The organism is Noviherbaspirillum sp. FW303-A3, assembly GCF_058788695.1.
The window spans coordinates 2,491,141-2,515,236 of the sequence record NZ_JBYTAZ010000001.1 but is presented as its reverse complement, the minus strand read 5'-3'; the positions used below and the strand labels follow the sequence as shown (position 1 = coordinate 2,515,236).

General features: G+C 62.0%; 25 protein-coding genes. 12 read left to right on the top strand and 13 right to left on the bottom strand.

Annotation, left to right across the window (positions count from 1 at the left end; translation table 11 throughout):
* Window positions 1-55: 55 nt before the first annotated feature.
* Together AC3WOY_RS12295 and AC3WOY_RS12290 are read left to right on the top strand one after the other, a co-directional pair.
* On the top strand, window positions 56-1,177 hold the full coding sequence (locus tag AC3WOY_RS12295; protein WP_492422126.1) for an IS110 family RNA-guided transposase: 1,122 nt from the start codon (window positions 56-58) through the stop codon (window positions 1,175-1,177).
* A 274-nt stretch (window positions 1,178-1,451) separates the two neighbouring features.
* Window positions 1,452-2,546: a sulfotransferase family protein gene (locus tag AC3WOY_RS12290; RefSeq protein WP_492424107.1), complete on the top strand. Its 1,095-nt coding sequence runs from the start codon at window positions 1,452-1,454 to the stop codon at window positions 2,544-2,546.
* Here AC3WOY_RS12290 and AC3WOY_RS12285 read toward each other — a convergent pair.
* Window positions 2,543-3,256, bottom strand: a complete 714-nt coding sequence (locus tag AC3WOY_RS12285; protein ID WP_492424105.1) for an autoinducer binding domain-containing protein — start codon at window positions 3,254-3,256, stop codon at window positions 2,543-2,545. The two genes, AC3WOY_RS12290 and AC3WOY_RS12285, sit on opposite strands and share 4 nt — an antisense overlap.
* A 195-nt stretch (window positions 3,257-3,451) precedes the next feature.
* Between AC3WOY_RS12285 and AC3WOY_RS12280 the strand changes: the two genes are divergently transcribed.
* Window positions 3,452-3,937 carry a DUF4902 domain-containing protein gene (locus AC3WOY_RS12280; protein WP_492424103.1) on the top strand — a complete coding sequence of 162 codons (486 nt, stop codon included), beginning with the start codon at window positions 3,452-3,454 and terminating at the stop codon, window positions 3,935-3,937.
* A gap of 68 nt (window positions 3,938-4,005) precedes the next feature.
* A complete protein-coding gene (locus tag AC3WOY_RS12275) occupies window positions 4,006-4,659 on the top strand; it encodes an acyl-homoserine-lactone synthase (RefSeq protein WP_492424101.1) in 654 nt (217 codons plus the stop codon).
* Window positions 4,660-4,686: 27 nt separating this feature from the next.
* On the opposite strand, the gene AC3WOY_RS12270 is transcribed toward AC3WOY_RS12275, so the two are convergent.
* The 6 genes from AC3WOY_RS12270 to AC3WOY_RS12245 form a co-directional block, all read right to left on the bottom strand.
* Window positions 4,687-5,730 carry a DUF2804 domain-containing protein gene (locus AC3WOY_RS12270; RefSeq protein ID WP_492424099.1) on the bottom strand — a complete coding sequence of 348 codons (1,044 nt, stop codon included), beginning with the start codon at window positions 5,728-5,730 and terminating at the stop codon, window positions 4,687-4,689.
* Window positions 5,731-5,769: 39 nt separating this feature from the next.
* Window positions 5,770-8,391 (bottom strand): putative bifunctional diguanylate cyclase/phosphodiesterase, encoded by a 2,622-nt coding sequence (locus tag AC3WOY_RS12265; protein WP_492424097.1) that lies wholly within the window; start codon window positions 8,389-8,391, stop codon window positions 5,770-5,772.
* On the bottom strand, window positions 8,384-9,568 hold the full coding sequence (locus AC3WOY_RS12260; protein WP_492424095.1) for a GGDEF domain-containing protein: 1,185 nt from the start codon (window positions 9,566-9,568) through the stop codon (window positions 8,384-8,386). Before AC3WOY_RS12260 ends, AC3WOY_RS12265 begins: the two co-directional genes overlap by 8 nt.
* A gap of 392 nt (window positions 9,569-9,960) precedes the next feature.
* On the bottom strand, window positions 9,961-10,470 hold the full coding sequence (locus AC3WOY_RS12255) for a response regulator (protein WP_492424093.1): 510 nt from the start codon (window positions 10,468-10,470) through the stop codon (window positions 9,961-9,963).
* A 235-nt stretch (window positions 10,471-10,705) separates the two neighbouring features.
* Complete coding sequence (locus tag AC3WOY_RS12250; RefSeq protein ID WP_492424091.1) at window positions 10,706-11,245, bottom strand: response regulator transcription factor; 540 nt, start codon at window positions 11,243-11,245, stop codon at window positions 10,706-10,708.
* On the bottom strand, window positions 11,235-12,503 hold the full coding sequence (locus AC3WOY_RS12245; protein WP_492424089.1) for an ATP-binding protein: 1,269 nt from the start codon (window positions 12,501-12,503) through the stop codon (window positions 11,235-11,237). The genes AC3WOY_RS12250 and AC3WOY_RS12245 overlap by 11 nt, the downstream gene beginning before the upstream one ends.
* Before the next feature lie 136 nt (window positions 12,504-12,639).
* Here AC3WOY_RS12245 and AC3WOY_RS12240 point away from each other — a divergent pair, with 136 nt between their 5' ends.
* The 4 genes from AC3WOY_RS12240 to AC3WOY_RS12225 are packed head-to-tail and all read left to right on the top strand — an operon-like array spanning window position 12,640 to window position 17,829.
* On the top strand, window positions 12,640-13,353 hold the full coding sequence (locus AC3WOY_RS12240) for an energy transducer TonB (protein WP_492424087.1): 714 nt from the start codon (window positions 12,640-12,642) through the stop codon (window positions 13,351-13,353).
* Window positions 13,354-13,382: 29 nt separating this feature from the next.
* Complete coding sequence (locus AC3WOY_RS12235) at window positions 13,383-15,680, top strand: TonB-dependent receptor (protein ID WP_492424085.1); 2,298 nt, start codon at window positions 13,383-13,385, stop codon at window positions 15,678-15,680.
* Between the two features lie 11 nt (window positions 15,681-15,691).
* Window positions 15,692-17,359: an exo-alpha-sialidase gene (locus AC3WOY_RS12230; protein WP_492424083.1), complete on the top strand. Its 1,668-nt coding sequence runs from the start codon at window positions 15,692-15,694 to the stop codon at window positions 17,357-17,359.
* Entirely contained in the window at window positions 17,356-17,829 is a 474-nt protein-coding gene (locus AC3WOY_RS12225) for a TlpA family protein disulfide reductase (RefSeq protein ID WP_492424081.1), read from the top strand. The genes AC3WOY_RS12230 and AC3WOY_RS12225 overlap by 4 nt, the downstream gene beginning before the upstream one ends.
* 15 nt (window positions 17,830-17,844) lie before the next feature.
* Here AC3WOY_RS12225 and AC3WOY_RS12220 read toward each other — a convergent pair whose 3' ends face one another.
* From AC3WOY_RS12220 to AC3WOY_RS12200, 5 genes are all read right to left on the bottom strand, one after another.
* Window positions 17,845-18,906, bottom strand: a complete 1,062-nt coding sequence (locus AC3WOY_RS12220; RefSeq protein ID WP_492429283.1) for a PQQ-dependent sugar dehydrogenase — start codon at window positions 18,904-18,906, stop codon at window positions 17,845-17,847.
* Window positions 18,907-19,024: 118 nt separating this feature from the next.
* Window positions 19,025-19,411: a hypothetical protein gene (locus tag AC3WOY_RS12215; RefSeq protein WP_492424079.1), complete on the bottom strand. Its 387-nt coding sequence runs from the start codon at window positions 19,409-19,411 to the stop codon at window positions 19,025-19,027.
* Between the two features lie 6 nt (window positions 19,412-19,417).
* Window positions 19,418-19,717 carry a hypothetical protein gene (locus AC3WOY_RS12210; protein ID WP_492424077.1) on the bottom strand — a complete coding sequence of 100 codons (300 nt, stop codon included), beginning with the start codon at window positions 19,715-19,717 and terminating at the stop codon, window positions 19,418-19,420.
* A 41-nt stretch (window positions 19,718-19,758) separates the two neighbouring features.
* Window positions 19,759-20,037: a hypothetical protein gene (locus tag AC3WOY_RS12205; protein WP_492424075.1), complete on the bottom strand. Its 279-nt coding sequence runs from the start codon at window positions 20,035-20,037 to the stop codon at window positions 19,759-19,761.
* A complete protein-coding gene (locus AC3WOY_RS12200) occupies window positions 20,034-20,573 on the bottom strand; it encodes a hemerythrin domain-containing protein (RefSeq protein WP_492424073.1) in 540 nt (179 codons plus the stop codon). The genes AC3WOY_RS12205 and AC3WOY_RS12200 overlap by 4 nt, the downstream gene beginning before the upstream one ends.
* Window positions 20,574-20,747: 174 nt before the next feature.
* On the opposite strand from AC3WOY_RS12200, the gene AC3WOY_RS12195 reads away from it, so the two are divergent.
* The 3 genes from AC3WOY_RS12195 to AC3WOY_RS12185 all read left to right on the top strand — a co-directional run bounded on the left by AC3WOY_RS12195 (window position 20,748) and on the right by AC3WOY_RS12185 (window position 22,553).
* Entirely contained in the window at window positions 20,748-21,647 is a 900-nt protein-coding gene (locus AC3WOY_RS12195) for a DMT family transporter (RefSeq protein ID WP_492424071.1), read from the top strand.
* A gap of 91 nt (window positions 21,648-21,738) precedes the next feature.
* Window positions 21,739-22,047: a YkvA family protein gene (locus AC3WOY_RS12190; protein ID WP_492424069.1), complete on the top strand. Its 309-nt coding sequence runs from the start codon at window positions 21,739-21,741 to the stop codon at window positions 22,045-22,047.
* 107 nt (window positions 22,048-22,154) lie between these two features.
* Entirely contained in the window at window positions 22,155-22,553 is a 399-nt protein-coding gene (locus AC3WOY_RS12185) for a nuclear transport factor 2 family protein (RefSeq protein WP_492424067.1), read from the top strand.
* Here AC3WOY_RS12185 and AC3WOY_RS12180 read toward each other — a convergent pair.
* Window positions 22,550-23,365: a metal-dependent hydrolase gene (locus AC3WOY_RS12180; RefSeq protein ID WP_492424065.1), complete on the bottom strand. Its 816-nt coding sequence runs from the start codon at window positions 23,363-23,365 to the stop codon at window positions 22,550-22,552. The genes AC3WOY_RS12185 and AC3WOY_RS12180 overlap by 4 nt on opposite strands.
* A 116-nt stretch (window positions 23,366-23,481) precedes the next feature.
* Here AC3WOY_RS12180 and AC3WOY_RS12175 point away from each other — a divergent pair, with 116 nt between their 5' ends.
* Window positions 23,482-24,075, top strand: coding sequence for a TetR/AcrR family transcriptional regulator (locus AC3WOY_RS12175; RefSeq protein ID WP_492424063.1), 594 nt, complete (start codon window positions 23,482-23,484; stop codon window positions 24,073-24,075).
* Window positions 24,076-24,096: the final 21 nt, after the last annotated feature.

The following is a 24,096-nucleotide window of genomic DNA, read 5'->3' as shown; positions in this document are numbered from 1 at the left end:
ATTAAGCTTGAGGTTTTTCAACCCAGGCTCAGAGCCGTAATTGAGGGGGCAGGCCGTGAACGAGTTTAGCAAATACGTTGGATTGGATGTGCACAAGGAGACGATTGCGGTCGCTGTGGCGGAGGCCAACGGTGGCGAAGTGCGCTATGTCGGAGAGATTGCCAACACGCCGGAAGCGATGATCAAGCTGGTACGGCAGCTTGGCAAGGGCGGCACGAAGCTGTCGTTTTGTTATGAAGCTGGGCCGTGCGGCTATGGGGTGTATCGACAGCTGCAAGGGCTCAAGCAGGCTTGTCTGGTGGTAGCACCGTCGCTGATTCCCAAGAAGGCTGGCGACCGTGTCAAGACGGACCGACGTGACAGCTTGAGCCTGGCAAGACTGCATCGTGCTGGCGAACTGACAGCGGTCTGGGTGCCGGATGAGGAGCATGAGGGCTTGCGGGATTTGACCCGGGCACGCGAGGACATGAAGCATTTGCAGCGGCAAGCCAAGCAACGCTTGCTGGCTTTTCTGCTACGGCATGGCAAGCGTTATGACGGCAAGAGCAAGTGGACGCAGGCACATTACCGATGGCTGGAAACGGTGAAGTTCGAGCAGCCGGTGCAACAAATCGTTTTCCAGGAATATGTCGATACGGTGCTGTCATGTCACAAGCGTGTGCAAGGGCTGGACAAGCAGATTGAGCAGGTGGTTCAGGCAGCGTCGGTATGGCCTGTGATTCAGGCGCTCATGGCGCTGCGCGGAGTAAATCTGCTCACGGCAGTCACCATAGTGGCCGAGATCGGGGATCTGAAGCGATTTGCCAATGCCCCGCAGTTGATGGCGTACCTGGGCCTTGTGCCCAGCGAGTATTCCAGTGGAGGCAGCGTGCGCCGTGGTGCGATTACAAAGACCGGCAACAGCCACGTGCGACGGGTACTGATCGAGGCGGCGTGGACCTATCGGCATCCAGCACGCAAGACTGCGGTCCTGCAGCGGCGTGCCGAACACGCGCCCGAGGCGGTTCAGGAAATCGCATGGTCGGCACAAAAGAGACTGTGCCGACGGTATCGGCTCCTCGACGAAAAAGGCAAGCTCAAGGTGCAAGTCTGCACGGCGGTAGCACGCGAGTTGGCCGGGTTCATCTGGGCAGTCGGACAGACATTGCCTGCGCCACGCAGTGCAAAAACAATTTGAAGGACACGCAGATGAATAATCAGCGGGCTCACAGCAGGGCAAGCAACGGTCGGAGAACCCTCGCACCCTCTATGAGGCACCAGACCACCGGATGATCCTCGCCACTAGAGAGAGGCAGCTCCACGACGAATCTTTGTCATGCGGTAACCAACCCGCGTATATCAGACTGATCAACCGTCGTATCGCCGCCTGCTCTGCTGTGAGTCCGTTGTAATTGTAATGATGATTTTTTGAATGACCTTGACGGGTCAATACATATCAGAGGATGAGGAAGATGAAAGCAACAGCAATGAACGGAGCGGCTGGGACAAATGACACAACCGATGCACGTCCGCGTCCGATACTGATGATTCCCCTGCGCCGCTGCGGCAGCCACGCGCTGCGCCTGCGCCTGAATTTCAACGAACAGTTTTATTCGCCTTATCCGTTGCACATCGTCGATTTCATGCCGCTGGTGCCCTTGTACGGCAATCTTGCCGACGACAAGGCTTACTTCAAGCTGGTCGTCGACGTGGTCGGCCTGCAGGCGGCAAGCATGGTGAAGTGGTCCAGCATGGTGTTCGATCCCATCGACATCTTCGAATCGATTCGCCAGCAGCCGCGTAGCGTGCACCGCATTGTCTGGGAACTGCTGTTGCGCGCGGGCGAGCAGCACCATGCCCGCGTGGTCATGGACAAGTCACTCGACAGCGTGCATTACGCCGACGACCTGATGCGCCTGTTCCCTGACATGCTGTTCCTGAACGTGGTGCGCGATCCGCGCGCCCAGGTGGCATCGATGAACCGCGCGATCATCCACGATTTCGACACCATGCTCAATGCGCGGACCTGGGTCGATGCCCATCGCACTGCCTGCGCACTGATGGAGCAGCACCCGCACCGTGTGCTGACGATCCGCTATGAGGACTTCCTCGGCAGCCAGGACGAAACGCTGAAAAAGATCTGTTCCTTCTTCGGCATCGACTACCTGCCGGAGATGCTCGATGTGGGGCGCTCTTCCGAGGCGCAGCAGATCTCGCAGATGTCGGCGCTGTGGTCGTCCAACTGCTTCCCGCCGATCGTGGCGAACGCCGACAAGTTCAAGAAACAGCTGTCCCTGGAAGAAATCGAAATCATCGAAACCCTGACGCGCGACTACATGGAAATCTACGGCTATGAACGCATGACGAATGCGAATGCCAGCATCTCCGAGGCAAGCGTCAACATCGCGCGCGTCCGTTCCGAGACAGGAAGGCGGTCGGCCTGGACGGATCTGGAAGCCAGCAACTTTCGCGATTACACATTGCGCCGGTTCCGTGCGGACTATCTTGCCAGGTTGCGTGCCTCACTAGAACAGGGCGCGGCTGCAAAGGCGTTGCAACCGGCCTAGGCCAGCATTCCCAGTGCTGCGGCCTTGACCGCGGCCTGGGTTTTGTTGGACGTGCCCAGCTTGGCAATCACATTATTGATGTGAAAGTTGACGGTGCGCTCGGCGACCGAAAGGATCTGCGAAATTTCATAGGCGGTCTTTCCCTCGGCCGTCCAGCGCAGGACTTCCTTTTCACGTGCGGTCAGCACGACCTGGGATTCCGGCGCCAGCTTCGGTGACAGCAGGCGCGACATTCCTGCGTGTGCGTACTGTGCGAGCCAGGACATGCGCGCCTGGTTTCTTGCGAGTTCTTCGGCCGTCAGTGGTTCCGCACTGCGAGCCAGGGAGAGCAGGCCCACGGCGCCGCTGGCATCGCGCGAGGCCTGCGCCCAGCCGAACTGCAGGCCATGCCCGCGCGCTTCTTCCCACATGTCGCGTGCCGAGTCGAACAGCCGGTTTGACCAGACAACAGGCAGCGTGGATTTCAGCGCATGCTGTACGGTGGGATCGACGCGGAGATAGCCGCGTTCGTTGTAGCACCGTTGCCATTGCGCGGAGTAGTTGCTGTACATCGCCACTTTCGGTCGCGAGACGGGGATGGGCATCCGTATGCCGTAGGCACAGTATTCGAAACCGAGCGTTCTCGCTGTCCTGGCGATTTGCTCGAACAAGGCCTGTTCCGAATCGATGCTCAGGAGCGCATTCAGGCTGTCTTCGCGCCATGTGTCCATTCACGACCTTTCTCGGTGAAAGATAAAGGGATACACCGGTGCTGCAAAAATGAGGAATGCAATACGGAACAGTGGTGGGCAGCGACGCAGGTCTTCGCCTTGCCGTGCCAGTGTAATGGCGGAGTGTCACGGGGAATGTCAATTCTGACAGTCCCCATGCGGCGGGAGCTCGCATAGAATCTTCAGGAACGGGGCATGCGCGCCGCGCGCCATGCCCGGCACAATCCTGTCTTCCAAAGCACTCAACGATCCGCCGTGAATACGCACCTATACTCCTCCAGCCCGCCCCGGGCACTTGCCGTCTCTCCGGACGGCTATATCCGCATCCGCCTGTCGAACCTGGACGTCCTGCCATTCGTGCATCTGTTTTCAGAAAGCGATAACAGCTTCCTGCAGGAGTTGCAATCGCAAACCATCCCCGCCCGCTGCGCCGGTTTCTCGGAATGGATCAGCGATACCACTCCGCCTATTTCCATTGGCTGGGGATGGTTTGTCCACAGCGATTCGGAGCGGATGTTGCTCGCCCCCGATGGCGTGCGCAGCAACGTGATGCTGATCGACACACAGGGTTACGACCTTGGCCCGCAGAAGACCGCGAGCCTGTTCGGCGCATGGCTGAATGCATTCGAATGGCAGCCTGCGGTCAGCACGGCACTGAATCATCATGCCAGCCACTGTTAGATCTGTCAGTTACTCAACACAGGTGACGAAGTTGTAATGGCGTCGGGCAAACAACTTGCTGGACGACCATGAAGACGATTATCGGCAAATCCAAGGAACTCTCCCCGGCCATCGAACATGCACTCGCCATCTACCGTCACAAGATCTTCATCGAGCGGCTGGGCTGGACGCTGCCGGTCGAGAACGGTGTCGAGCGCGACCAGTTTGATCATCAGGACACGCTGTACGTCATGACGCGCGATCAGGACGGCGGGATCTGCGGATGCGCACGCCTGCTGCCGACTAGTGAGCCTTACCTGTTGAGTGAAGTTTTCCCGCACCTGATGGCGGGCGCCCCTGTGCCGCGTTCCGGCGACGTGTGGGAGCTATCGCGCTTTGCCGCCGCCACGGTCGACCCGAACTCCGCCGTCGATGCAACGATCAATACCCGTTGCCTGCTTGCCGCGTCGGTAAGGATCGCCGCGGCACACGGGGCCAGGCGCCTGATTACCGTATCGCCGCTGGGCATCGAGCGCCTGCTTCATCGCATGGGTGTGCACGCTCACCGTGCCGGTCCGCCCATGCTTGCGGACGGCAAGCCGATCTTTGCCTGCTGGATCGAGATCGATGAGCAGACAATCGACGCCCTGGGCATTGCGGAGCCTGCGCGGGAAGAGACGGTGCATCGACGGGAGCTGCCCGTGTTTCGCAATGTGCAGGCCGAATTGTGTGAAGCGGCATGATGCGCGAGGCAGCACGCGGGCTTCATGCTACCAGCGCGAGAAATGGTCCTCTGTGACCCCGGCCAGGCGGTGGATCTCGCGCGGCCGGGCATCCGGCGCCGCCTTCACCCAGCCGCTGAAGCTGCCGATCGGCTGCACGTAGCGGGATACCGCGACCAGCAGGTTCTTGTCTTCATGCCGCATGCCCTCCGGCTCGAAATGCAGCTCAAGCAGGCCATCCTCGGTGCGGATATGCCAGGGTGCCATCGGATCGGTACGGTCATAGTCGAAGACGGCGGCTCCCAGCGGTATCAGCCGACCGTCGAGCCACAGTACGTTCTCGTGGCCGCCGAAGTAACCGGCCTGCAGGTTGAAGCCGATATCGAGGCCGTGCGCGGATGCCCAGCGCCATTCCGTGTCGCGGGCGAGCAGGCCGTTGGAATAGTCGTAGCTGGCCACGCCGCCGTTGAGATCGTATTTACCGTCCTTCACCCGCACCTCGCCGCCGAGCGGCATGCCGGGCGACTTTTGCGTGGCATGCACCGAGCCGCCTTCAACCGGGCCGACCGCCAGCAGCGGTGGCGTGCTTCCCGCATTGAATACGGCATCGATCCGGAAGTCGCCGCAGCGCAGTTCCAGCACATGCTGCAGGCCGCCGTCCGCGGTGCTGCAACGGATGCGCTTGCCCGGAAAACGGAAATGGCTCGTGCCTTGCGGCGTGTTCGGCACATGCGCGGTCACGCCCGGGATGCCGTCTTGCGAGAAGGAGGCGACGATCGCGCGCTTGCGGCGGTCGAAGGCGTAGGCGAATGCGGTATTGGTCCAGCCCACGTCGACGATGGCGATGCCGCAGAAAAGCTGTTCCGTGGACAGCGCGACATAGTGCCAACGCTTGTGGTGGAGTCGGCGCCAGAGCGCATTGCGCGCATAAGGGGAGCGCAATGCGGACCAGTCGATATGGCCGGCGGTGCCGGCAAAACGGCCGAATGGCGGATAGCCGTCTGCGTCCGGCAAGCCAAGGCTGGCGGCAGGCAGCAGGGCGACCGGGGGCGGCTTCAGGTCCATCGGATCGGAGAACGGTTGTGAAAACAACCATATTACTCCCGCGCCACAGAGCGGGCTTGAAGCCCCTCAAATCGCCAGGCGGCCCTGCTTTTCCTCGGGCGCATTCGGCACATGGATCTTCGCCGACGGACGGCTGATGTGATAGCCCTGCGCGTAGTCGATGCCCAGCTTGCCGACGGCTTCCAGGATATCGGCATCCTCGACGAACTCGGCCACGGTCTTGATCTTCAGTTCCTTGGCCAGCGTCACGATACTCTTGATGAAAGCGAGGTAGGTCTCGTCGTGCAGCATGTTGCGGATGAACTCGCCTTCGATCTTGATGTAATCCACCGGGAAACACTTGATGTACTGGAAGGACGAATAGCCCGATCCGAAGTCGTCGATGGCGAAGCTGAAGCCCTGCACCTTGGCGTCGAGCACGAACTTCTCCAGCAGAGTGAGGTTGCGCACTGTCTCGCGCTCGGTGATCTCGAACACGATGCGCGACGGCTCGATGCCGTACTGTCCCGCCAGCCGGCTCACATGCGAGGCGAACTCGCCGACGATCAGCGCCTTCGGCGACAGGTTCACGAACAGCATGCCCTTGTAGCCCTGCAGGCGGACTTCGGTGAACGCCTTCTCGATCAGCTGGTAGTCCATCTTGTGGGCGATGCCCATGCTTTCGGCTTCTTCGATGAAGTCATTGGCACTGATGATCTGGTCGTCAAGCTGGATGCGCATGAGCAGTTCGTGGATCACGATCTCCCCCGTATGCGCGTCGCAGATCGGCTGGAAGTAAGGCACGATGCGCTGCTGGTCGAGCGCATTCTGGATCATGATTACCTTCTCGCCGGCCTTGCGGAAGACTTCGGCCATCTCGTCCTCGCTCGGCATCGCGATCGCATTTTTTCCCGCGTTCTTGGCCTTGTACATCATGTTGTCGGCCACCAGGAACAGGTCCTTCGGGTTGTCGCCGTGCGTGGGACTCAAGGCGATGCCGATCGAGGTGGTGGCCTTGATGCGGTTGCCGTCCGGCGTTTCCATCCAGAAGTGATCGAGCGACTCGGCGATGCGCTGCGCCACCATGTGCGCCTGCGGCTCGCTGGCTTCCGGCAGGATGATGCAGAATTCGTCGCCGCCGTAGCGCGCGATCATGTCGCCGTTGCGCACGCACTTGTGCAGCAGGTCGGCAAACTTCTGCAGGAAGGCATCGCCGAAATGATGCCCGAAGCGGTCGTTGATGGTCTTGAAGTTGTCCATGTCGAGCATCATCACCGCGAAGGTCTGGTTGTGCCTGCGCGCGCGCCCGATCTCATAGCCCAGCAATTCCCAGAACATGCGCTGGTTGTACAGGTCGGTCAGCGGATCGCGCGTGGCGTAATGCTCGAGGTCCTTGGTGTACTTGTAGATCGCCTTGACCGAGCCGACCAGGTTGAGCAGCGTGGTCAGGATGCTGCCGATCACCATGTTGCGGATATTGTCCTCGGCCATCATCGACTGCACGCCGATGCCGACGATGCCGCCGATCTTCGGCGTCTCCAGCAGCAGGGTCTTGGTCTGCACCTCGATATCGCGCGGGCTCAGGTCCGGCAGCGATCCTTCCTCGTCGGCGATGTTATGAGCGATAGGCAGCAGCATCGCGCCATGGAAGAACGGCGTCTCGTCCAGCTGGCGGCGCAGGATTTTTTCGAACAGGCGCACCGTTTTTTCCTGCGGCGGATTGCGCCAGAAGACTTCGCATTCGTAGGCTTCTTCCTCGACGCGGAAGATGGTCACCAGCGCATAGGCGTCGATGATGGGATTGATCTCCAGCAGCAGGTTCTTGATGAACTCGCGCCAGTCGCGTACCACGTTGGAGGTGATGATGAATTTTTCCAGCAGCCGGATCTCGAATTCCAGCACGCCCTTGTCCACCGCCACGCGCTTGATCTTGTCCACCAGCAGCGACACGTTGTCGAAGGCGACGTTGAATTCCTCGAAGCCGAAGTCGACCTTGTGCATGTCGAAGCGGTCGAAGTCCTTGATGGTGTTGAAGGTCTCGACCTTGCCCCGGAACAGGTCCATCGAGCGCTTGAGGCGGCGCGCGGCGAACGAAGTCAGCGCCAGAGCCGTCAGCAGCACGACGAGGGCGAGCGCGAGGAACAGTGCGACATAATAAATGCGCACGGTGGACGTCACGGTCTGCAGGTTGTGCTTCACGGCGACCACGCCCAGGACATCGCCGGCCTTCGCATTGGCGTGGCAGCGCAGGCATTCCGCTTGCGCCGGGACCGGCTGGGCATACGCCACATGTGTACCGGTCTTGATCGTCACATCGTTGCCGCTGCTCATCGCCAGGCGAACATGATCCGGGGCATCCTTCCCCAGGCCGCCGTAGCGTGTCTCGACGCCGGGGGCGCGATAGACATCAAGGCTATCCACGGTAGTCGCGAAAGTCGATTTTCCCGCGGCCATGACCTCTTCGAGCTGGTTGCGGCTGACACCGCGGCGCAGGGCCTGGACGATTGAATCGACGTTCTGCCGGGCGATTTCGGACGAGGATTCGAGATTGCGCTCTTCCAGCAGTTTCTCGTAGAGCAGCGACGAGGCGAGCGTCGCGCCAAGGAAGACCACGGCGGCAACGCCGACCGTCGCCCCGAACACGAAGCCGCGCAGCGTGGTGAACAGGCGGACAACGCTCTGATGGATGGTTTGGCGGAGCTTACGCATTGACCACCGCCTCGTACTGTACCGGGTCCGCACAACCGACCAGCCGGTTCTTGCCGGCCATTTTTGCTTCGTACATGCGCTGGTCGGCGATCTCCACCAGCTGGTGCCAGTCCGCCACGCCGTCGGCGATGCGTTCGGCAATGCCGAAGCTGGCGGTGACGGGATCGCCATCGGGACGCGTCCCGAGGCCGATTTCCCGCAGGCGGGTGACCGCGCTGGCAGCGGTGGCGCCGCCGGCATTCGGCAGCAGGATGACGAACTCTTCGCCGCCCCAGCGCAGCAGGACGTCGCCGGAGCGCAGATTGGCGCGCAGCTTTTCCGTCATCGTCCGCAGCACGCGGTCGCCGGCGTCATGGCCGTGGGTGTCGTTGATCTTCTTGAAGTTGTCGATGTCGAGGAAAACGATAGACAGCGGTGCGCCGCTGCGCGATGCGATGTGGAACTGGATGTCGAGCAGCTCTTCCCCGCTGGTGCGCGAGAAGCAGCCGGTCAGGCCGTCATGCGTGGCCTGGCGCACCAGCGACATCATGAAACTGAGCTGACTCATGCCGGCCAGCGCGGCGACCGTGGAGATCAGGAACAGCAGCCAGAAGGCGCCGAGGTGAGAGCTCCAGTTGAGCATGTCCAGCTGCAGCAGCGCGACGAGTGCCTCCGCACACAGGACAGGCATCGCAAAGACCGCGCTCTCCGACGCGGTGAGCGGAAAGACGGCCAGGCCGGCGATCATCACGAACGGCAGGAAGGCATAGCCGGCGGCGATTGCCGCGGCCGGACCCGCCATGTCGAAGTGCGACAGCATTGGATGGGAATAGATGAAGAACAGCGTCGGGATGCCGAACATCATCGCCAGCGCCTTGTAGGCTTCGCGCATGCGGATCGACTTGCGGAAGGAAACGGCGAGCACGCCGAAGGCAATGGTGGTGACAATGCGCCCCGCGACCAGCAGGCCCGTCACCGGCCAGTTGAAGACCAGCAGATCGATCGCGATCCACAACGGCGTCAGCACGGCGAAGAGCCCGGCAACCATGCGCACGCGGGAAATGATCATGTCGGCGCGGCGACGCGACAGCAGCGCGACATGGCCGCGCGGAAGGATGAGTTCGCGCAGCATGTCGCGAGGTATCGCGGCAAACACGGTGCCGGTCAAGAGTTTCAGGAGTTGGGAAAAACTTTGCACGCTGTTTCCTACGCATTCCGGACGGCGGAATGCCATTGTTGGGGCGCGCAGTCAGGACAGGAGTGCGCCGACGCCGTAAAGGCGTGGTACGACGGGATTGATGCCTTTTCGGTACTGCGCAATGTACTGCTACGCGCGTGAAATTTTATTGCTTTGAATCAAAATTTCCACAAATAAACTGTTGTGTGCCCGTATATTTTGTGGTTGTCCTTTGCGCTTCCCGACCGGAACCGGACCCGGCGCTGCCAGTCATAAAATCATGCGAAGTCTGTCGACAGGAGGCATGTCATGCGAAAAATGATCTTGATGGCGCTGGCTGGTTACGTCTGGCGCAAGGTGCAATCCCGGGTCGCCCGGCGCGCGGCCTCCGGCAGGTCGGTGCATCGTCCCCATTAGGCGGCAGCCGCAACGACCGTCGTTGCGGTTGCGCGGCTGCGTGACCGTTTCGACATGATCTGCTGGAGCTTGGTCCGCAGCGTGTCGGCATTGAACGGTTTGACGATGTAGCCATCGGCACCTGCCTTGGCGGCCTGGAGGATCATTTCCTTCGTCGCTTCGGCGGTCACGAGCAGGACCGGCAGGTGTTGCAGCGATTTTTCTTCGCGGATGGCGCGCAGCAGGTCGATCCCGCTCATATGCGGCATGTGGCAGTCCGTCACGACGAAATCGAACGGCTTCCCCTCCGCTTCCGCGGTCTTGAGCATCTGCAGCGCGCTCTTGCCATCCGCGGCCTCGGAAATCCTGACATTGCGCAACTGGTCTTTCAGCAGGCTGCCGATGACGCGGCGCATGCTGGATATGTCGTCGACGACCAGGAAATTCGAAACAGGGTAATAGGCAGAATCCGAGCCTGCCAGGAGGGCGGCGGGGGCCAGGGAGGCCATGAGGTTCGTCGGGCACATATATGTTCCTTCTTGTTGCTCGTGCACGTCGCGAGGCGCGCTACTTTTAGCCTGTGCCGTCGTCTCCCCTTGTTGTTTTTCCGGCCAGGCCGCCTCTTCTGCTCGAAGGGCATGACTGAAGCTTATTCCCGTTGTTTCCGCAGGGAAATGATTGGGGTCAAGGAAACGTGGGAGTGTGGTTGCTTTTTTCCCCACGTCCTGATGGATGGTTCGCGCAATTAACCAATTTCCGGCGCTACTTCCCGACCGGCTTTTTGGTGAGCTTTCGCTGCAATGTGCGGCGATGCATGTTCAACGCGCGCGCGGTCGACGAAATGTTGCCCTGGTGTTCGGCCAGCACGCGCTGGATGTGTTCCCATTCCAGCCGGTCGACGGTCAATGGTGCGAACTCTTCGGGAGCGGACGTCACCGGCGCTGTTTCTGCATTGAACTGCAAGGCGGACAGGATCGAATCGACATTCACCGGCTTGGCCAGGTAGTCGTCCGCCCCCAGCTTGATTGCCTGGACCGTGGTGGCAATGCTCGCGTAGCCCGTCAACACGAGCAGGCGCGCATGGGGCAATGCCTTGCGAATCGGTGCGATCCATTGCAAACCGGAGTCGCTTGCCAGATGCAGGTCGATCGTTGCGTAATCGAAAACGATTTGAGATGCGGCGTGCAGCGCCTCTTCACCGGTCGATACCACGGTCGCCTCCACGCCGCGCCGTCCGAGCGAACGCGCCAGCGTGGCGGAAAAGACGTCGTCATCGTCAAGAAGGAGTAATTTAGGCTTCATGCAAGGGGACGGTAACGGTTGCGGTCGTGCCGGTGCCCGGCCTGGATGAGAGCTTGATGGCCGCGCCCATCTGGCGTGCCGTGGCAAACGCCAGCATCAGGCCCAGCCCCTGCCCGCCGGACCCGCTCTTGACCTGTTCTGCGCCCAGTCGTCTCAACAACTCAGGGGGAATGCCCGGCCCCTGGTCTTCGACCCGGATTGCGGCAGCATTGCCTTCTACGGAGAGAAACACGCCGATCCCGGTATTCGTCACGCTTGCCGCATGCGCGGCGTTGTCGAGCAGGATCAGCAGGATCCTGCCGAGGTCATGCTCATTGCGTATTTGCGCAGTGCCCGCCGGCGCGGACAGTTTCAGCTGGATGGCGGGACACCGCAAACGCCATGTCTCGATGAATTGCGTCAGCCACGGCGTCAGCACAACGGGTGCGCCGGGAGATACGGCATCCTTGTTCGCCGTGACCGTCATCCGGTCGAGGGATGCCTTGCACAGCGCAATTTGCTGCTCGATCGTCGCGATGTCTTCGCGATACATCGCCAGTTCCGCCTGTTGCGCAAAGTCATGCTTCAGGTCTCCCGCAATCAGGGCAATGGTCGACAGCGGCGTGCCCATTTCGTGCGCCGCGCTCGCTGCCTGGGTGCCCAGCGCAATCATCTGCTCGTTCTTGAGGTGCTGTTCGCGGGCCAATGCCAACTGTGCATCCTTTTCCCGCAACGTGCGCGAACGCCGGCCGACGAACCAGGTGATCAGGCCCGCGGAAAGCGCAAAATTCGCCCACATGCCCACCAGGTGGTAGCTCATCGCCATCTCATGGTCCATCACGTGCAGCGGCACATAGTTGGACATCATGGCCGAATAGGCGGCCAGGGAGAAAACAGCCAGCAGCAGCGCATATCCCCACGGCAGGATCGCTGCCGCCACGGCCAGCGCCGGCAGGTAGAAAGAGACAAAGGGATTGGTGGCGCCGCCGGTCAGGTACAGCAGCACGGACAAGGCGGCGATATCGACGAAGAGCTGGACAAACAGCCCCGCATCGCCGACCGGTTCCGGTTTTTGCATGCGCCACCAGGTCCATGTGTTGAATGCCGTCAGGAGTCCCAGCACGAAGAACACGGGCTCCACCGGCAAGTGCACTTCCAGCCATTGCGCCGCGATCATGACGCCGAATGCCTCGACGGTCACCGCAATCAGGCGCATCCAGGTCAGGCGGCCGAGCGCTTCGTGCTGCGGCAAGGGTTTGAGTTTCGAGGGCAATTGCATGCGGTGATTATATAGACCGGAGGCAAGCGGATTAGCCGGGTGCGACATTTTGTCGCATTCCGCGAATGCACGGACTTCTCTATCCTTTCCAGAAGAATCCGGGAATGCGCCGAATATCAACCCCTGCGAGCATTGAGTGACTACCGCCACATTGTCTGACCTGCAAGAACCACGCGAGTCCGCAGGCGCGCGTGCATTCAAGCTCGCGGCAGTGCTCGGGATGCACATTGGATTGCTCGCCTGGCTGATGCAATTGTCGCCCGCGCCGGCAACGGTCGCGCCGCCGATGCCCATGCAGGTGCGCATGATCGAAGCGACGCCGCCTGCGCCGCAGCCCATGCGCACAGAGCCTCCCAAAACAGTTGCCGCCGCACCCAAGCCGGCTGTCCAGCCAAAGCCAGCGGCGGTTCGCCCCGCGCCCGCGCCGCGCCAGGTACTCGCCGCCGCGCCGCAGAGCGCACCGGGTCCGACGCCGTTCACCGTTGCGTCCCAATACGCCGCGCCCGTCAAGCAAGACGCGCCCGCTGCGCAACCGTCTCCTCCTCCCGCAGCATCGGCAGCGGTCGCGACACCGGCGCGGTTCGATGCGGACTACCTGCAAAACCCGGCGCCAGCCTACCCCGCGGTATCGAAGCGCCTGCGCGAGGAAGGAACCATCCTGCTGCTCGTGCGCGTGACGGCAAAGGGCGAAGCGGAGCGCGTGCAAATCCAGCAAGGGAGCGGATTTGCGCGCCTGGACGAGGTCGCGATCAGGACCGTGCAGCAATGGCGCTTCGTGCCCGCGCGTCAAGGCGCGGAAGCCATCGCCGCAAACGTCGTCGTGCCGATCGTCTTCCGGCTGGACAGCTAAAGAATGAATTCAACTCAGGGATCAAAACAATGAAGTTCAGTTACACGCCGCTTTACGCCGCCCTCCTTTGCGCGCTGTCAACGGGCGCATTTGCGCAGCAGGCTGCGGAGGGCCCGGTCAAGACGCTTGGAACCGTCACCGTCACCGGCGGCCAGCCGACTTCGCTGCCGACACAGATCCCGACCACGATCGAAGGCATCACCGGCAAGCAGATCGAGGAAACGATCAATGCGACCGACAGCCAGGACGCGCTGAAGTACATGCCAAGCCTGGTCGTGCGCAAGCGATACATCGGCGACTATAACCACGCGGTACTGTCGACGCGCGCCTCCGGCACCGGCAACAGCGCCCGCTCCATGGTGTATGCAGACGGCGTGCTGCTGTCCAACTTCCTCGGCAATGGCGCGGCCTTTACGCCGCGCTGGGGACTGGTGACGCCGGAAGAAATCGAGCGCGTCGACGTGCTGTATGGCCCGTTCTCGGCCGCATATCCGGGAAACTCCGTCGGTGCGGTCGTCGATTACGTGACGCGCATGCCGACGCAGTTCGAGGCGCATGCCAAGCTCACCTATGCGAGCCAGAACTTCGACCTGTACGGCACCAGCGAGCGTGACGCCGCGAAGCAGGCGAGCGTATCGGCCGGCAACCGCAGCGGCGCGTTGTCCTGGTGGTTCAACGTCAACCGGCTGGACAGCACCGGCCACCCGATGGTGATTGCGAACAGGCTGGTGTCCGACGGTGCCGCACCCACGGCCGGAACACCCGTGGTGACCGGCGCCATCGCATCGAAGAACCATCAGGAGCGCGATTGGTGGATCCTGGGCACGGCAACCAGGTACCACACGGTGCAGGACCATGCGAAGCTGAAGCTTGCCTACGACTTTTCTCCCACCATGCGCGCGAGCTACACGCTCGGCCTGTGGCGCAACAGCACGGACGGCGGCGTCGAAAGCTACCTGCGCGACAGCGCCGGCAACCCTGTCTATTCGGGCAATGTCGTGATCGGCGGCCGTCAGTACAACCTGAATACGCCCAGCCTCGCGTTTGCGCCGAGCCGGAACGAGATCGAGCATGTGATGCATGGCGTGTCGGTGAAGACCAACACCAAGGGCGTATTCGACTGGGAAGTTGCCGCCAGCCTGTACGACTACCACAACGATATCGCCCGCGCGCCGACCGCAGTGCTGCCGGCAGCGTTCAATGGCGGCGCGGGACGCATCACCGACATGGACGGCACCGGCTGGAATACCCTGAGCCTGCGCGGCACCTGGCGCCCGACCGGGACCGACAAAGGCGTCGGTGCGCATGTGGTGGATTTCGGCGTGCAGCAGGAGGCATACAAGCTGCGCAACCTGGTCAGCAACACGCCGGACTGGATCAATGGCGGTCCGACCTCCCGTTTCTCCGCCTTCAACGGCAATGCCCGCCTGCTCGGCATGTACGCGCAGGACACCTGGCAATTCGCGCAGGACTGGAAAACGACCCTGGGCGGCCGCTATGAAATGTGGCGCGCATGGGGCGGCGAACTGGGCAATGCCGCGAGCATCGTGCCGTTCGGCACGGAGCGTGACGAGAACCATTTCTCGCCGAAAGCCGCGATCGCCTTCCAGGCAACGCCGGACTGGGTGCTCAAGGCATCGACCGGCCGCGCGGTGCGCATGCCGACCGTGAGCGAACTGTATCAAGGCTCGATCACCGGCAATACGATCATCAATACCAACCCCGATCTGAAACCGGAAAAATCCTGGACCACCGAACTCACCGCAGAGAAGGCCCTGGATAACGGACTTCTGCGCGCGACCCTGTTCTTCGAGCGTACGCGCGACGCGCTGTACTCGCAGCCGCTGTCGGCGACCGTCAGCACGGTGCAAAACGTCGACAGGATCCGCACCAACGGTCTCGAGCTGGCATTCATGGCTGCCGACGTCGCTGTCCGGGGGCTGGAATTGTCAGGCAGCCTCACCTATGCCGATTCGGTCATCACGGCCAATGCCGGCTTCCCGGCGAGCGTGGGCAAGCGGCAGCCGCGCGTGCCGAAGTGGCGCGCCAGCGCACTGGCCACCTACAAGCCCGATGCCCGCTGGGCCTACTCCCTGGGCGCACGCTACAGCAGCACGCAGTACGGCCAGCTCGACAACAGCGATACCAACGGTTTCAGCTATCTCGGCTTCAGCAAGTATTTCGTGACGGATGTGCGCGTCCGCTACCAGATCGCCAAGCAGTGGAGCGCCGCGTTCGGCATCGACAACCTCAACAATGACAAGTACTGGGCCTTCCACCCGTATCCGCAGCGCACCTTCGTTGCGGAACTGAAATTTGATATGTGATCGGAATCGGCATGCAAGACAAATTCGGACTCGCCCATTTCTGGGCCCAAGGCGATGCGGTGACGCATGCGGTGGCCATCGTGATGCTGCTCATGTCGGTGGCCAGCTGGACCATCATCATCGGCAAGGCCATCGGCCACTTCCGCAACCGCCATTCGATTTCGCTTGCCATGCAATCGTTTTGGGATGCGGATTCGCGGGCGCAGGCACTGGATGCGATCCGGAGGACGGACCGGTCAGGCGTTTTCGCACTGGTGGCGACAGATGCGGTGCTGGCGGCCAGGGCATGGGAAGAAAAATCGGCCGGCAGGACCGGCCCCGGGGTCGATGCCAGCGAATTCATCGGACGTACGCTGCAGCAATCGACGGTGCTGGCGCAAGCGCGTCGGCATCATACGGATTGCGTTCGTGACGGAAGCGCCTCGTTGATGACATTCATTTCCGGAAAACGCATGCATACCAGGCGCAGGCCACCTTTTCTCTTCGTCGCGGCACTCTGCATGGGCATGTCGCACCTGGCCACGCCTTCAGCCATGGCGCAGGACAAGCACGCGCACGGCAATGCCGCACCTGCATCCGCTGCACGCGACCTCGGCACCGCTGCCGCATTCGACAACGACGGACGCCTCTGGGTCGTCACCAAGGAATCCGAGAATACAGACCAGTATGTCGTCCTGCGCAGCTCGGCGGATATGGGCAAGACATGGACGCCGGGCCAGCGCATCCAGAAGACGCCCGAGCCGGTCGCGGCAAATGGCGAGGCCCGTCCGCATATCGCCATCGGCAAGAAGGGCGAGCTTTACATTTCCTATACCAGCACCATCGCCAGGCCGCATATCGGGAATATCCGCTTCGTCCGTTCGCTGGATGGCGGCAAGTCATTTTCTGCCCCGGTGACGGTGCATGCGAACCGCGACCACATTGTTCACAGTTTCGAATCGATGGCCGTGGCCCCCGACGGCAAGCTCTACATCGCCTGGATCGACGGCCGTGGCGCCACGCAAGCGAAGCAGCAAAACGAACGCTATGCCGGCTCGGCCGTGTACTACGCTGTATCGAGCGATCAGGGCGAGTCCTTTGCTGGCGACTACAAGGTGGCCGATCATGCCTGCGAATGCTGCCGTATCGGCTTGTCCTTGAACCAGGATGGCAAGCCGGTGGCGATGTGGCGCCACATCTTCGCGCCCAATATCCGCGACCATGCGATGGCGGAACTCGGGCCGAATGGCGCAGCATCGGAAATAAAGCGTGTCACCTTCGACGACTGGATGGTGGATGCATGCCCGCACCATGGACCGTCGCTCGCTTTCGGGAATGACGGCAAGCGGCACCAGGTCTGGTTCACCGGGAAGGAAGGTGTCGCCAGCAGCACGTTGTACGCGGCGGAAGATGCGCGTGTCCCCTCGGCGCTCGGCAGCGGCCAGACTTCCCATCCCGACCTCATCACGCACGAGGATCAGGTCGCGATCGTCTGGAAGGTATTTGATGGCCAGTCGACAGCGGTCGTGCTGAAACAATCGGACGACGGCGGGAAATCGTGGACGGAAAAGGAAGCAGGCCGGACGACGGCAAACTCCGACAGTCCTTACCTGGTCAAGTCTGCCGATCGCATCGTCCTCATCTGGCGCACGCAGAACGAAGGAATCCGGGTCATCCCCGTGGAAAGGAAAAAAGGATGAACCGGCTCCTGGCGGCAGCGGCGATTGCATTGTCGAGCATGGGCGCCGTTCATGCTGCGGAGGCGATCCACGTCTTCGGGCCGGAGTCCTTCAGGCAGATCGTGGCGAGCAAGGCCGGCAAGCCTTTCGTCGTCATGGTCTGGTCTCTCGATTGCGCTTATTGCGCACAGAGCTTTGAGGCGCTGACCGAGGCGAAGAGAAAGCATGGCCTCGATGTGGTGACGATTGCAACCGACCCCGCGGACGATGGCGAGTCGGTCAAGCTGATCGCCGGGAAGCTTGCCGCTTACCGGATGACCGGGAATGCCTGGGCCTTCGGCTCGTCGCCGCCGGAGCAGCTGCGCTATGCGATCGATCCGAAATGGCGTGGCGAGCTTCCGCGCAGCTATTGGTTCGGCGCCGACGGGAAGGCGGTTGCGCATTCCGGGCTGGTGTCGAAAGAGAGGGTTCTGGCGCACGTCGGGAAGTGAATCGGGGCAGTAGTCCTACCGCGGCCGCAATCGCAGGATCTCCCCCCGCGACTCATCCGTCAGCAGATACAGCAACCCGTCCGGCCCTTCCTTCACATCCCGGATGCGCTTCCCCAGGTTCTCCAGCAGTTTCTCTTCCTTCGCCACCTTGCCGTCCTTCACTTCCAGCCGCGCGAGATAGCGGAACTTGAGCGCGCCGACGAACAGACTCCCCTGCCAGTCCTTGCCGTACTTGTCGCTCCTGAGGAATGCCATGCCGGAGGGCGCGATCGACGGCGTCCAGTAATGCAACGGCTGCTCCATGCCGGCCTTCGTGTTGCCTTCGCCGACCTTGCCGCCGCCGTAGTGTTCGCCGTACGAGATCACCGGCCATCCGTAATTCCTGCCCGCGTCGGCGCGGTTGACCTCGTCGCCGCCCTGCGGTCCATGCTCGTTCATCCACAGCTTGCCGTCCGGTGCCAGCGCGGCGCCCTGCGCGTTGCGGTGGCCGTAACTCCAGATTTCCGGCAGCGCGCCGCTGCGGCCGGCGAAGGGATTGTCCTTGGGGACGGAACCATCCTTGTTGATGCGGACGATCTTGCCGTGGTGGTTGTCGAGCTTCTGCGCATCCTCCATGCGGCGGAAGCGGTCGCCGAGCGTGAGGAAGAGCGTGCCGTCGCCGCTCTCGACGATGCGGCAGCCGAAGTGGGCGTTGCTGCCGTACTTCGGCTTCTGGCTGAAGATGACCTTGACCTGATCGAGCCGCTTCGCGTCGTCCGACAGCCGCGCCGAGGCCAACGCGGTCGAATTGCCCGAGCCGGATTCGGCCGGTTCGGAATAGCAGAAGTAAATAGTGCGGTTGAGCGCGAACGCGCTGTCGGCCAGCACATCGAGCAGGCCGCCCTGGCCGCCGACGTCGATCTTCGGCAAGCCTTCGAGCGGCGCGCCGGCGTCGCCGTTCGGCTGCACCACGCGCATGCGCCCGGGGCGTTCGGTGACAAGCATGCGTCCGTTGTCGAGAAAGGTCAGTCCCCAGGGATGTTCCAGGTTCTTGGCGACCGTTTCGGAACGGATTTGCGCTGCGGCCGGGAGGCTCATGCCGCATAGCAATGCCGCGGCGACCAGGCATCGGGGGATCTGCGTGAAGGACAGCCGGTGCGGGCTCATACCTTTCCTTTCCTTCGGGTTGACCGCCCCATGATAGCGCCGCGCCGGTTTAGTCGTTTGATCCCGAGCTGCGCGTCTGCACTTTTTCCTTGATCGATTCGACCTTGGGTTCGCCGGCAATGTCCTTGATGACCGCTCCATAGCTTGCCTTGCCGCGCACGCTGCGCGTGCCGCGTGCGACTTCGAAGTCGATGGTGTAGCTGACGAAGAGCCGGTCCGAGTGCGGGTCGGCGCTCATGAAATCGATGCGTTCGATTTCGTAATGGCGCTTCGGCCAGTGATGGACGTAACGTTCCACGTCGCGCAGGATGTCGCGCGGCGTGTCGTCTTCCTCGTCGCCGTCGCGCTGCGCATGCCCGGCCGGCACGGGGAGTGCCGCGGTCAATCCCGACGATACCGGCAGGAGCAGTGCCGCCGCCAGAATCCAGCCCGCCATGTTGCGTCAGGCGATCCTGCGGAAGGCCTTGATCGAGTTCAGGTTCAGGCCCTTTTCCAGGCGCCGCTCTTCGTCGACGTCGAACCACTGTTCCGGCTCGGGCCCGTCGATGCGTACCGTGCGGATCACGTTGCGCATCTCGCGTCCGAAGGGGATGCGGCCGAATGCGATCTGGTAGGTCTTGCCGATGATCGGCTCGAATTGTTCGTCCACCATCCAGCCGGTTTCATGTCCTTCCTCGCGGTCAGGATGCATGACGGGATTTTCAATGCCGAGTTCGGTGAGGATGCCGTGTAGAGTAGCCATGGTGTGCTCTGTCGAGTGTGGTGGGAGGAATCGCCGGGGGCTTATCGTGCGCTCTTTTGCTCCGACTTCTTCCGGTTCCGGCGGTCGATGTCCGTTGTCGCATCGTCGATCTTCGGATCGACCGCCTTGTTGGGCGTCTTGACGATTTCTTCCGTTCCGGTATGCGGCGGCGTCACCACTGCACCGGGATCGGTTGGTGTCTTGTCCACGCGGGGTGGTGCCTTTGTCGTGGACTCCGGGATCTTCGCCGTGCCGCTCTGCGCTGCCGCGTATGTGCTGACGCACATGGCCGCAGCGAGGAGGAAAGCAATGCGTTTCATCGCGCTCCCGCAGAGAGGGGGCCGCTGCGCTGGGGCTGCAGCGGCGCGGCCGCTTCGGTTTCATCGGCGACGGCTTCATGCGGCTCGCCCAGCCGGGTCAGGCTGGCCTGCCGCACGCGCATTTCGTCGCCGAGCGCGATGCGCTGCGCCTGGTCGAGGAGCTTGAGGACCGCAGGGAACAGATGTTCTTCCTCTTCCTTGTGATGATGCTCTGCCTGCTCCTTGAGTACCTTGAATTTCGCTTCGAACGACTTCTCCGATGGTTCGAGCCCGATCAGGTCGGCCAGCAGCCGCTTGAGCGACAGGTGCTCTTCCAGCGATTCCAGCAAGTCGTCCTCGGTGCGCGCGCGGTGGACGGCCGGGTAGAAGATTTCCTCCTCCGCCTTGATGTGGACAGTCAGCTGGTCCGCCACCTGCATGAACAGCGCCTTCTTCCGCGCGTCCTCCTCGGCGTCGGCGACCTGGCTGAACAAGTCTTCCATGTCGCGGTGCTGGGCAGTCAGGAATGTCACTGCGTCGAGGTCTTGTGGGGTCATTGTGTTGCGCTCCGGATTGGTTGTTCTGAACAAGTTAGAGATAGCCTCCCTGAACTGGTTCAGGCAATGCAGGCCTTTTCGCCATCTCCCCTGAGCGAGTGCAAGAAGTGCGGGGCGGCAACGCGAAAACTTTCCCGCGCATACAATAGCCGCTTCACGTTTTCAGGTTTCAACATGTCAGTGCAACGCAAAGCCCTCGATACCCTCGCCATCACCACGATGCTCGTGCTGTGCGTGCTGTGGGGACTGCAACAGGTGGCGGTGAAGCTCGCCGCGCCTTCGATGGGGCCGGTGATGCAGATCGGCCTGCGGTCGCTCGCTGCGGCTGCGCTGGTATTGGCAGTGATCCTGTGGAAGGGCGAGCGCCTGTCTGTGCGCGACCGGTTTTTCCTTCCCGGCATCGGCGCGGGTTTGCTGTTCGCGCTCGAGTTCCTGTTCGTCGCCGTGGGCTTGCAATACACCACCGCATCGCATATGTCAGTGTTCCTCTACACGGCGCCGATCTTCACGGTGCTCGGGCTGCACTGGTTCATTCCCGGCGAGCGGCTGGGGACCTTGCAGTGGGCCGGCGCGTTTGCGGCCTTCGCGGGGATTGCCGTCGCCTTTTCCAATGGTTTCGCCAGCACGTCGCGCGACTGGACGTCGATGCTTGCGGGCGACGCGCTCGGTGTGCTCGGCGGCGTGTTCTGGGCGGCGACTACCCTGCTGATCCGCCGTTCCGCACTGTCCGAAGCGCCGCCGGCAATCACGCTGTTCTACCAGCTCGCCAGCTGCGGCGTGATCCTCGTGGCCATCGCGCTGCTGATCGGCCAGGGCAGTGGTGTGGCGATGACAGGGGTGGTGTGGGGCAGCCTGTTCTTCCAGTCGGTCATCGTGGCTTTCCTCAGCTATCTCGTCTGGTTCTGGATGCTGCGCAAGTACCTCGCCTCGCGGCTGTCGGTGTTTTCCTTCCTGACTCCGATGTTCGGTGTCGGTTTCGGTGTGCTGCTGCTGGACGATCCGCTCGATCCGCGCTTTGTTGCCGGCGCGGTGCTGGTGATGTTCGGCGTTGTCATGGTGAACATCAGGCGCTGACGAAGCATCGTTCAGGAAATACGACGGCACTTTTCCGTTGCGCCGTTGCCAAAGCTTTCCGTATCAACTTTATCGGGTACTGGAGATCGCAATGTTTCTGCGCCTGGGTCGTTTGTTCCGTGCTGTCGGACGGGAAATCCTTGTGTTGTGGTACGCCTGCCGCAATCCGGCCACGCCATTCCGCCTGAAACTGGTGGCAATATTGCTCGGCCTGTACGTCTTCAGCCCGATCGATATCATTCCCGACTGGCTGGCGCTGCTGGGACTCGTCGATGACGTCACGCTGCTGGCGCTCGGCATCCCGGCACTACTGAAGTTCGTGCCGGAACCTGCGCTGCACGATGCGCGCAGTGCCGCTGACGGCTTGCTCTCGCGCATGCGCTTCGGGATGCACCGCTGAGTTTGCGCCGGCGCAAACAATTCCCGTCTCTTCATTCCTGTTTCAGCGCGCCTGCCTACCATGGTGGCAGGCGCCGGCCTTTGCCGGACGCACATGAGGAGACCGTCATGTCACAACTGAACGTGGAGACGATACGCGGACTGTACGATGCTTTCAGCAAGGGCGATGTCCCGGCGGTGCTGGATCGCATGGACGAAAGTATCGAGTGGATCGAGGCGGACAATTTTCCGTACGCCGACCGGAATCCCTACGTCGGCCCGAAAGCAGTGCTGGAAGGCGTGTTCATGCGCCTGGGACATGACTGGGACGAGTTTGCCGTCAAGCCGGAACAGATGCTCGACGCCGAGCACAATGTCGTGGTGCTGGGCACGCACCACGGACGTTACAAGGAAACCGGCAAGGAGCTGCATGCGCAGTTTGCGCATGTATGGAGCCTGCGCGACGGCCGCGTGGTGCGCTTCCAGGAATACACCGACACCAAGCAGTTCGCGGATGTGGTGACTTAAGCCCCAACGGGCGTGTACTTCTCCGCGTTGTCGGCCAGCCAGCGCGACGACAGGCTGCTGTCCTGTTGCGCCGGGTGGAAATCCTCGCGGAAGTATTCGCGCCATGGGGCATAAGTCTCGCGCACCAGCCCGCGCTTGCCGAACAGGAAGCTGGCGGCGCTTTTCCACGTGCTCCACTTCCACAGGGTTCCGTCGCGGCGCAGGTTGTTGACCGTCTGGCGGACCAGGTCGCCAAGGAAGATAGTGGTGATGCGCCGCATCCAGACGATGCGCCATGTGTGGTTGCCGTCCAGCGCGTGATACAGGTCGAAGGCGGTGCTCTTGTGCTCCGATTCCTCCGCGCAATGCCACAGCCACATCGTCTTCAGGCGCGGCTCGCCTTCCAGCACGTCGTGGTTGCGCAGCAGCCAGTCGGCCAGGATCGCGGTGTAGTGCTCGTTGGCCGCGGTGATGGCGACCCAGTGGCGGTAGTCGGCGCCGTCCAGCAGCTTCAGGCGCTTCTGCGCGCGCGGCGCCCACTCATTGACCAGTCCCTGCTTCTCCAGGTGGCCGTTGAACAGGGAATGCAGCCGGCGGTGCGTCGCTTCCTGCCCGACGAATCCCTGTACCTCCGTGCGGAAGTGCTCCTGCTTATCCTCCGGCAAGGCCTTGTAGCCGTTGCGCACGGAATCGATGAAAAACTGCTCCCCGACCGGAAAGCTCATCGACAGCGCATTGAACAGCGCGCTGCGAAAGGCGTCTCCGCCGCACCAGTGGCGGGCGAACGGCTTTTCAAGGTCGATCAGCAGACGGCGGACGACGAGGTCGGTCATCGGAACGCTCCGGCGGGCAGGGGATTGGCAAAAACTGCGATTGGTACTGTTGCGTACCAATCATGTTCGTATGCCGCCTTGGTACTGTCAAGTACCAGACTGTTAAAATTCCTGACATGACGCAAACCTTGTCCGACACGGATTCCCTGACCCGCCATCGCCACCGCTTGCTGGAAGGCATGGCGCAGGCCGTCGCGGAAAAGGGATATGCGGAAACAACGATTGCCGACATCGTGCGCGAGGCGGCCGTTTCGCGCCGCACGTTCTACGAGCATTTCGCCACCAAGTCGGCGTGCCTGATCGCGCTGTACGAAGCGGCCAGCCACGGCGCCCTCAAGGTTTTGCGTGAAGCACTCGATCCGGGGCGCGACTGGGAGGACCAGGTGGAACAGGCCATGGCCGCCTACTTCGACTGCCTGGCGCAGAATCCCGCGCTGGTCCGCACCCTGTTCATTGAAATCCTCGGCCTCGGTCCGGAAGGACTTGCCGCCCGGCGCAGGATGAATGATGAAATCGCCGACTTCATGTTGCATGTCATCAATCGCAGCCGCGGCCGTCGCCCTCTGTCGCGCGAAATGGCAATGGCCGTCGTGGGCGGAGTGAACGAATTGGTGCTGAACGCTATCGAAACCGGCCAGGTCGAGCAGTTGCGCGACCTGGCAACGCCCGCCGTCCAACTCATCCGCGCCGTGACCCGGGACCACGCCTGACGCACTTTCCCGCCCCGGAAC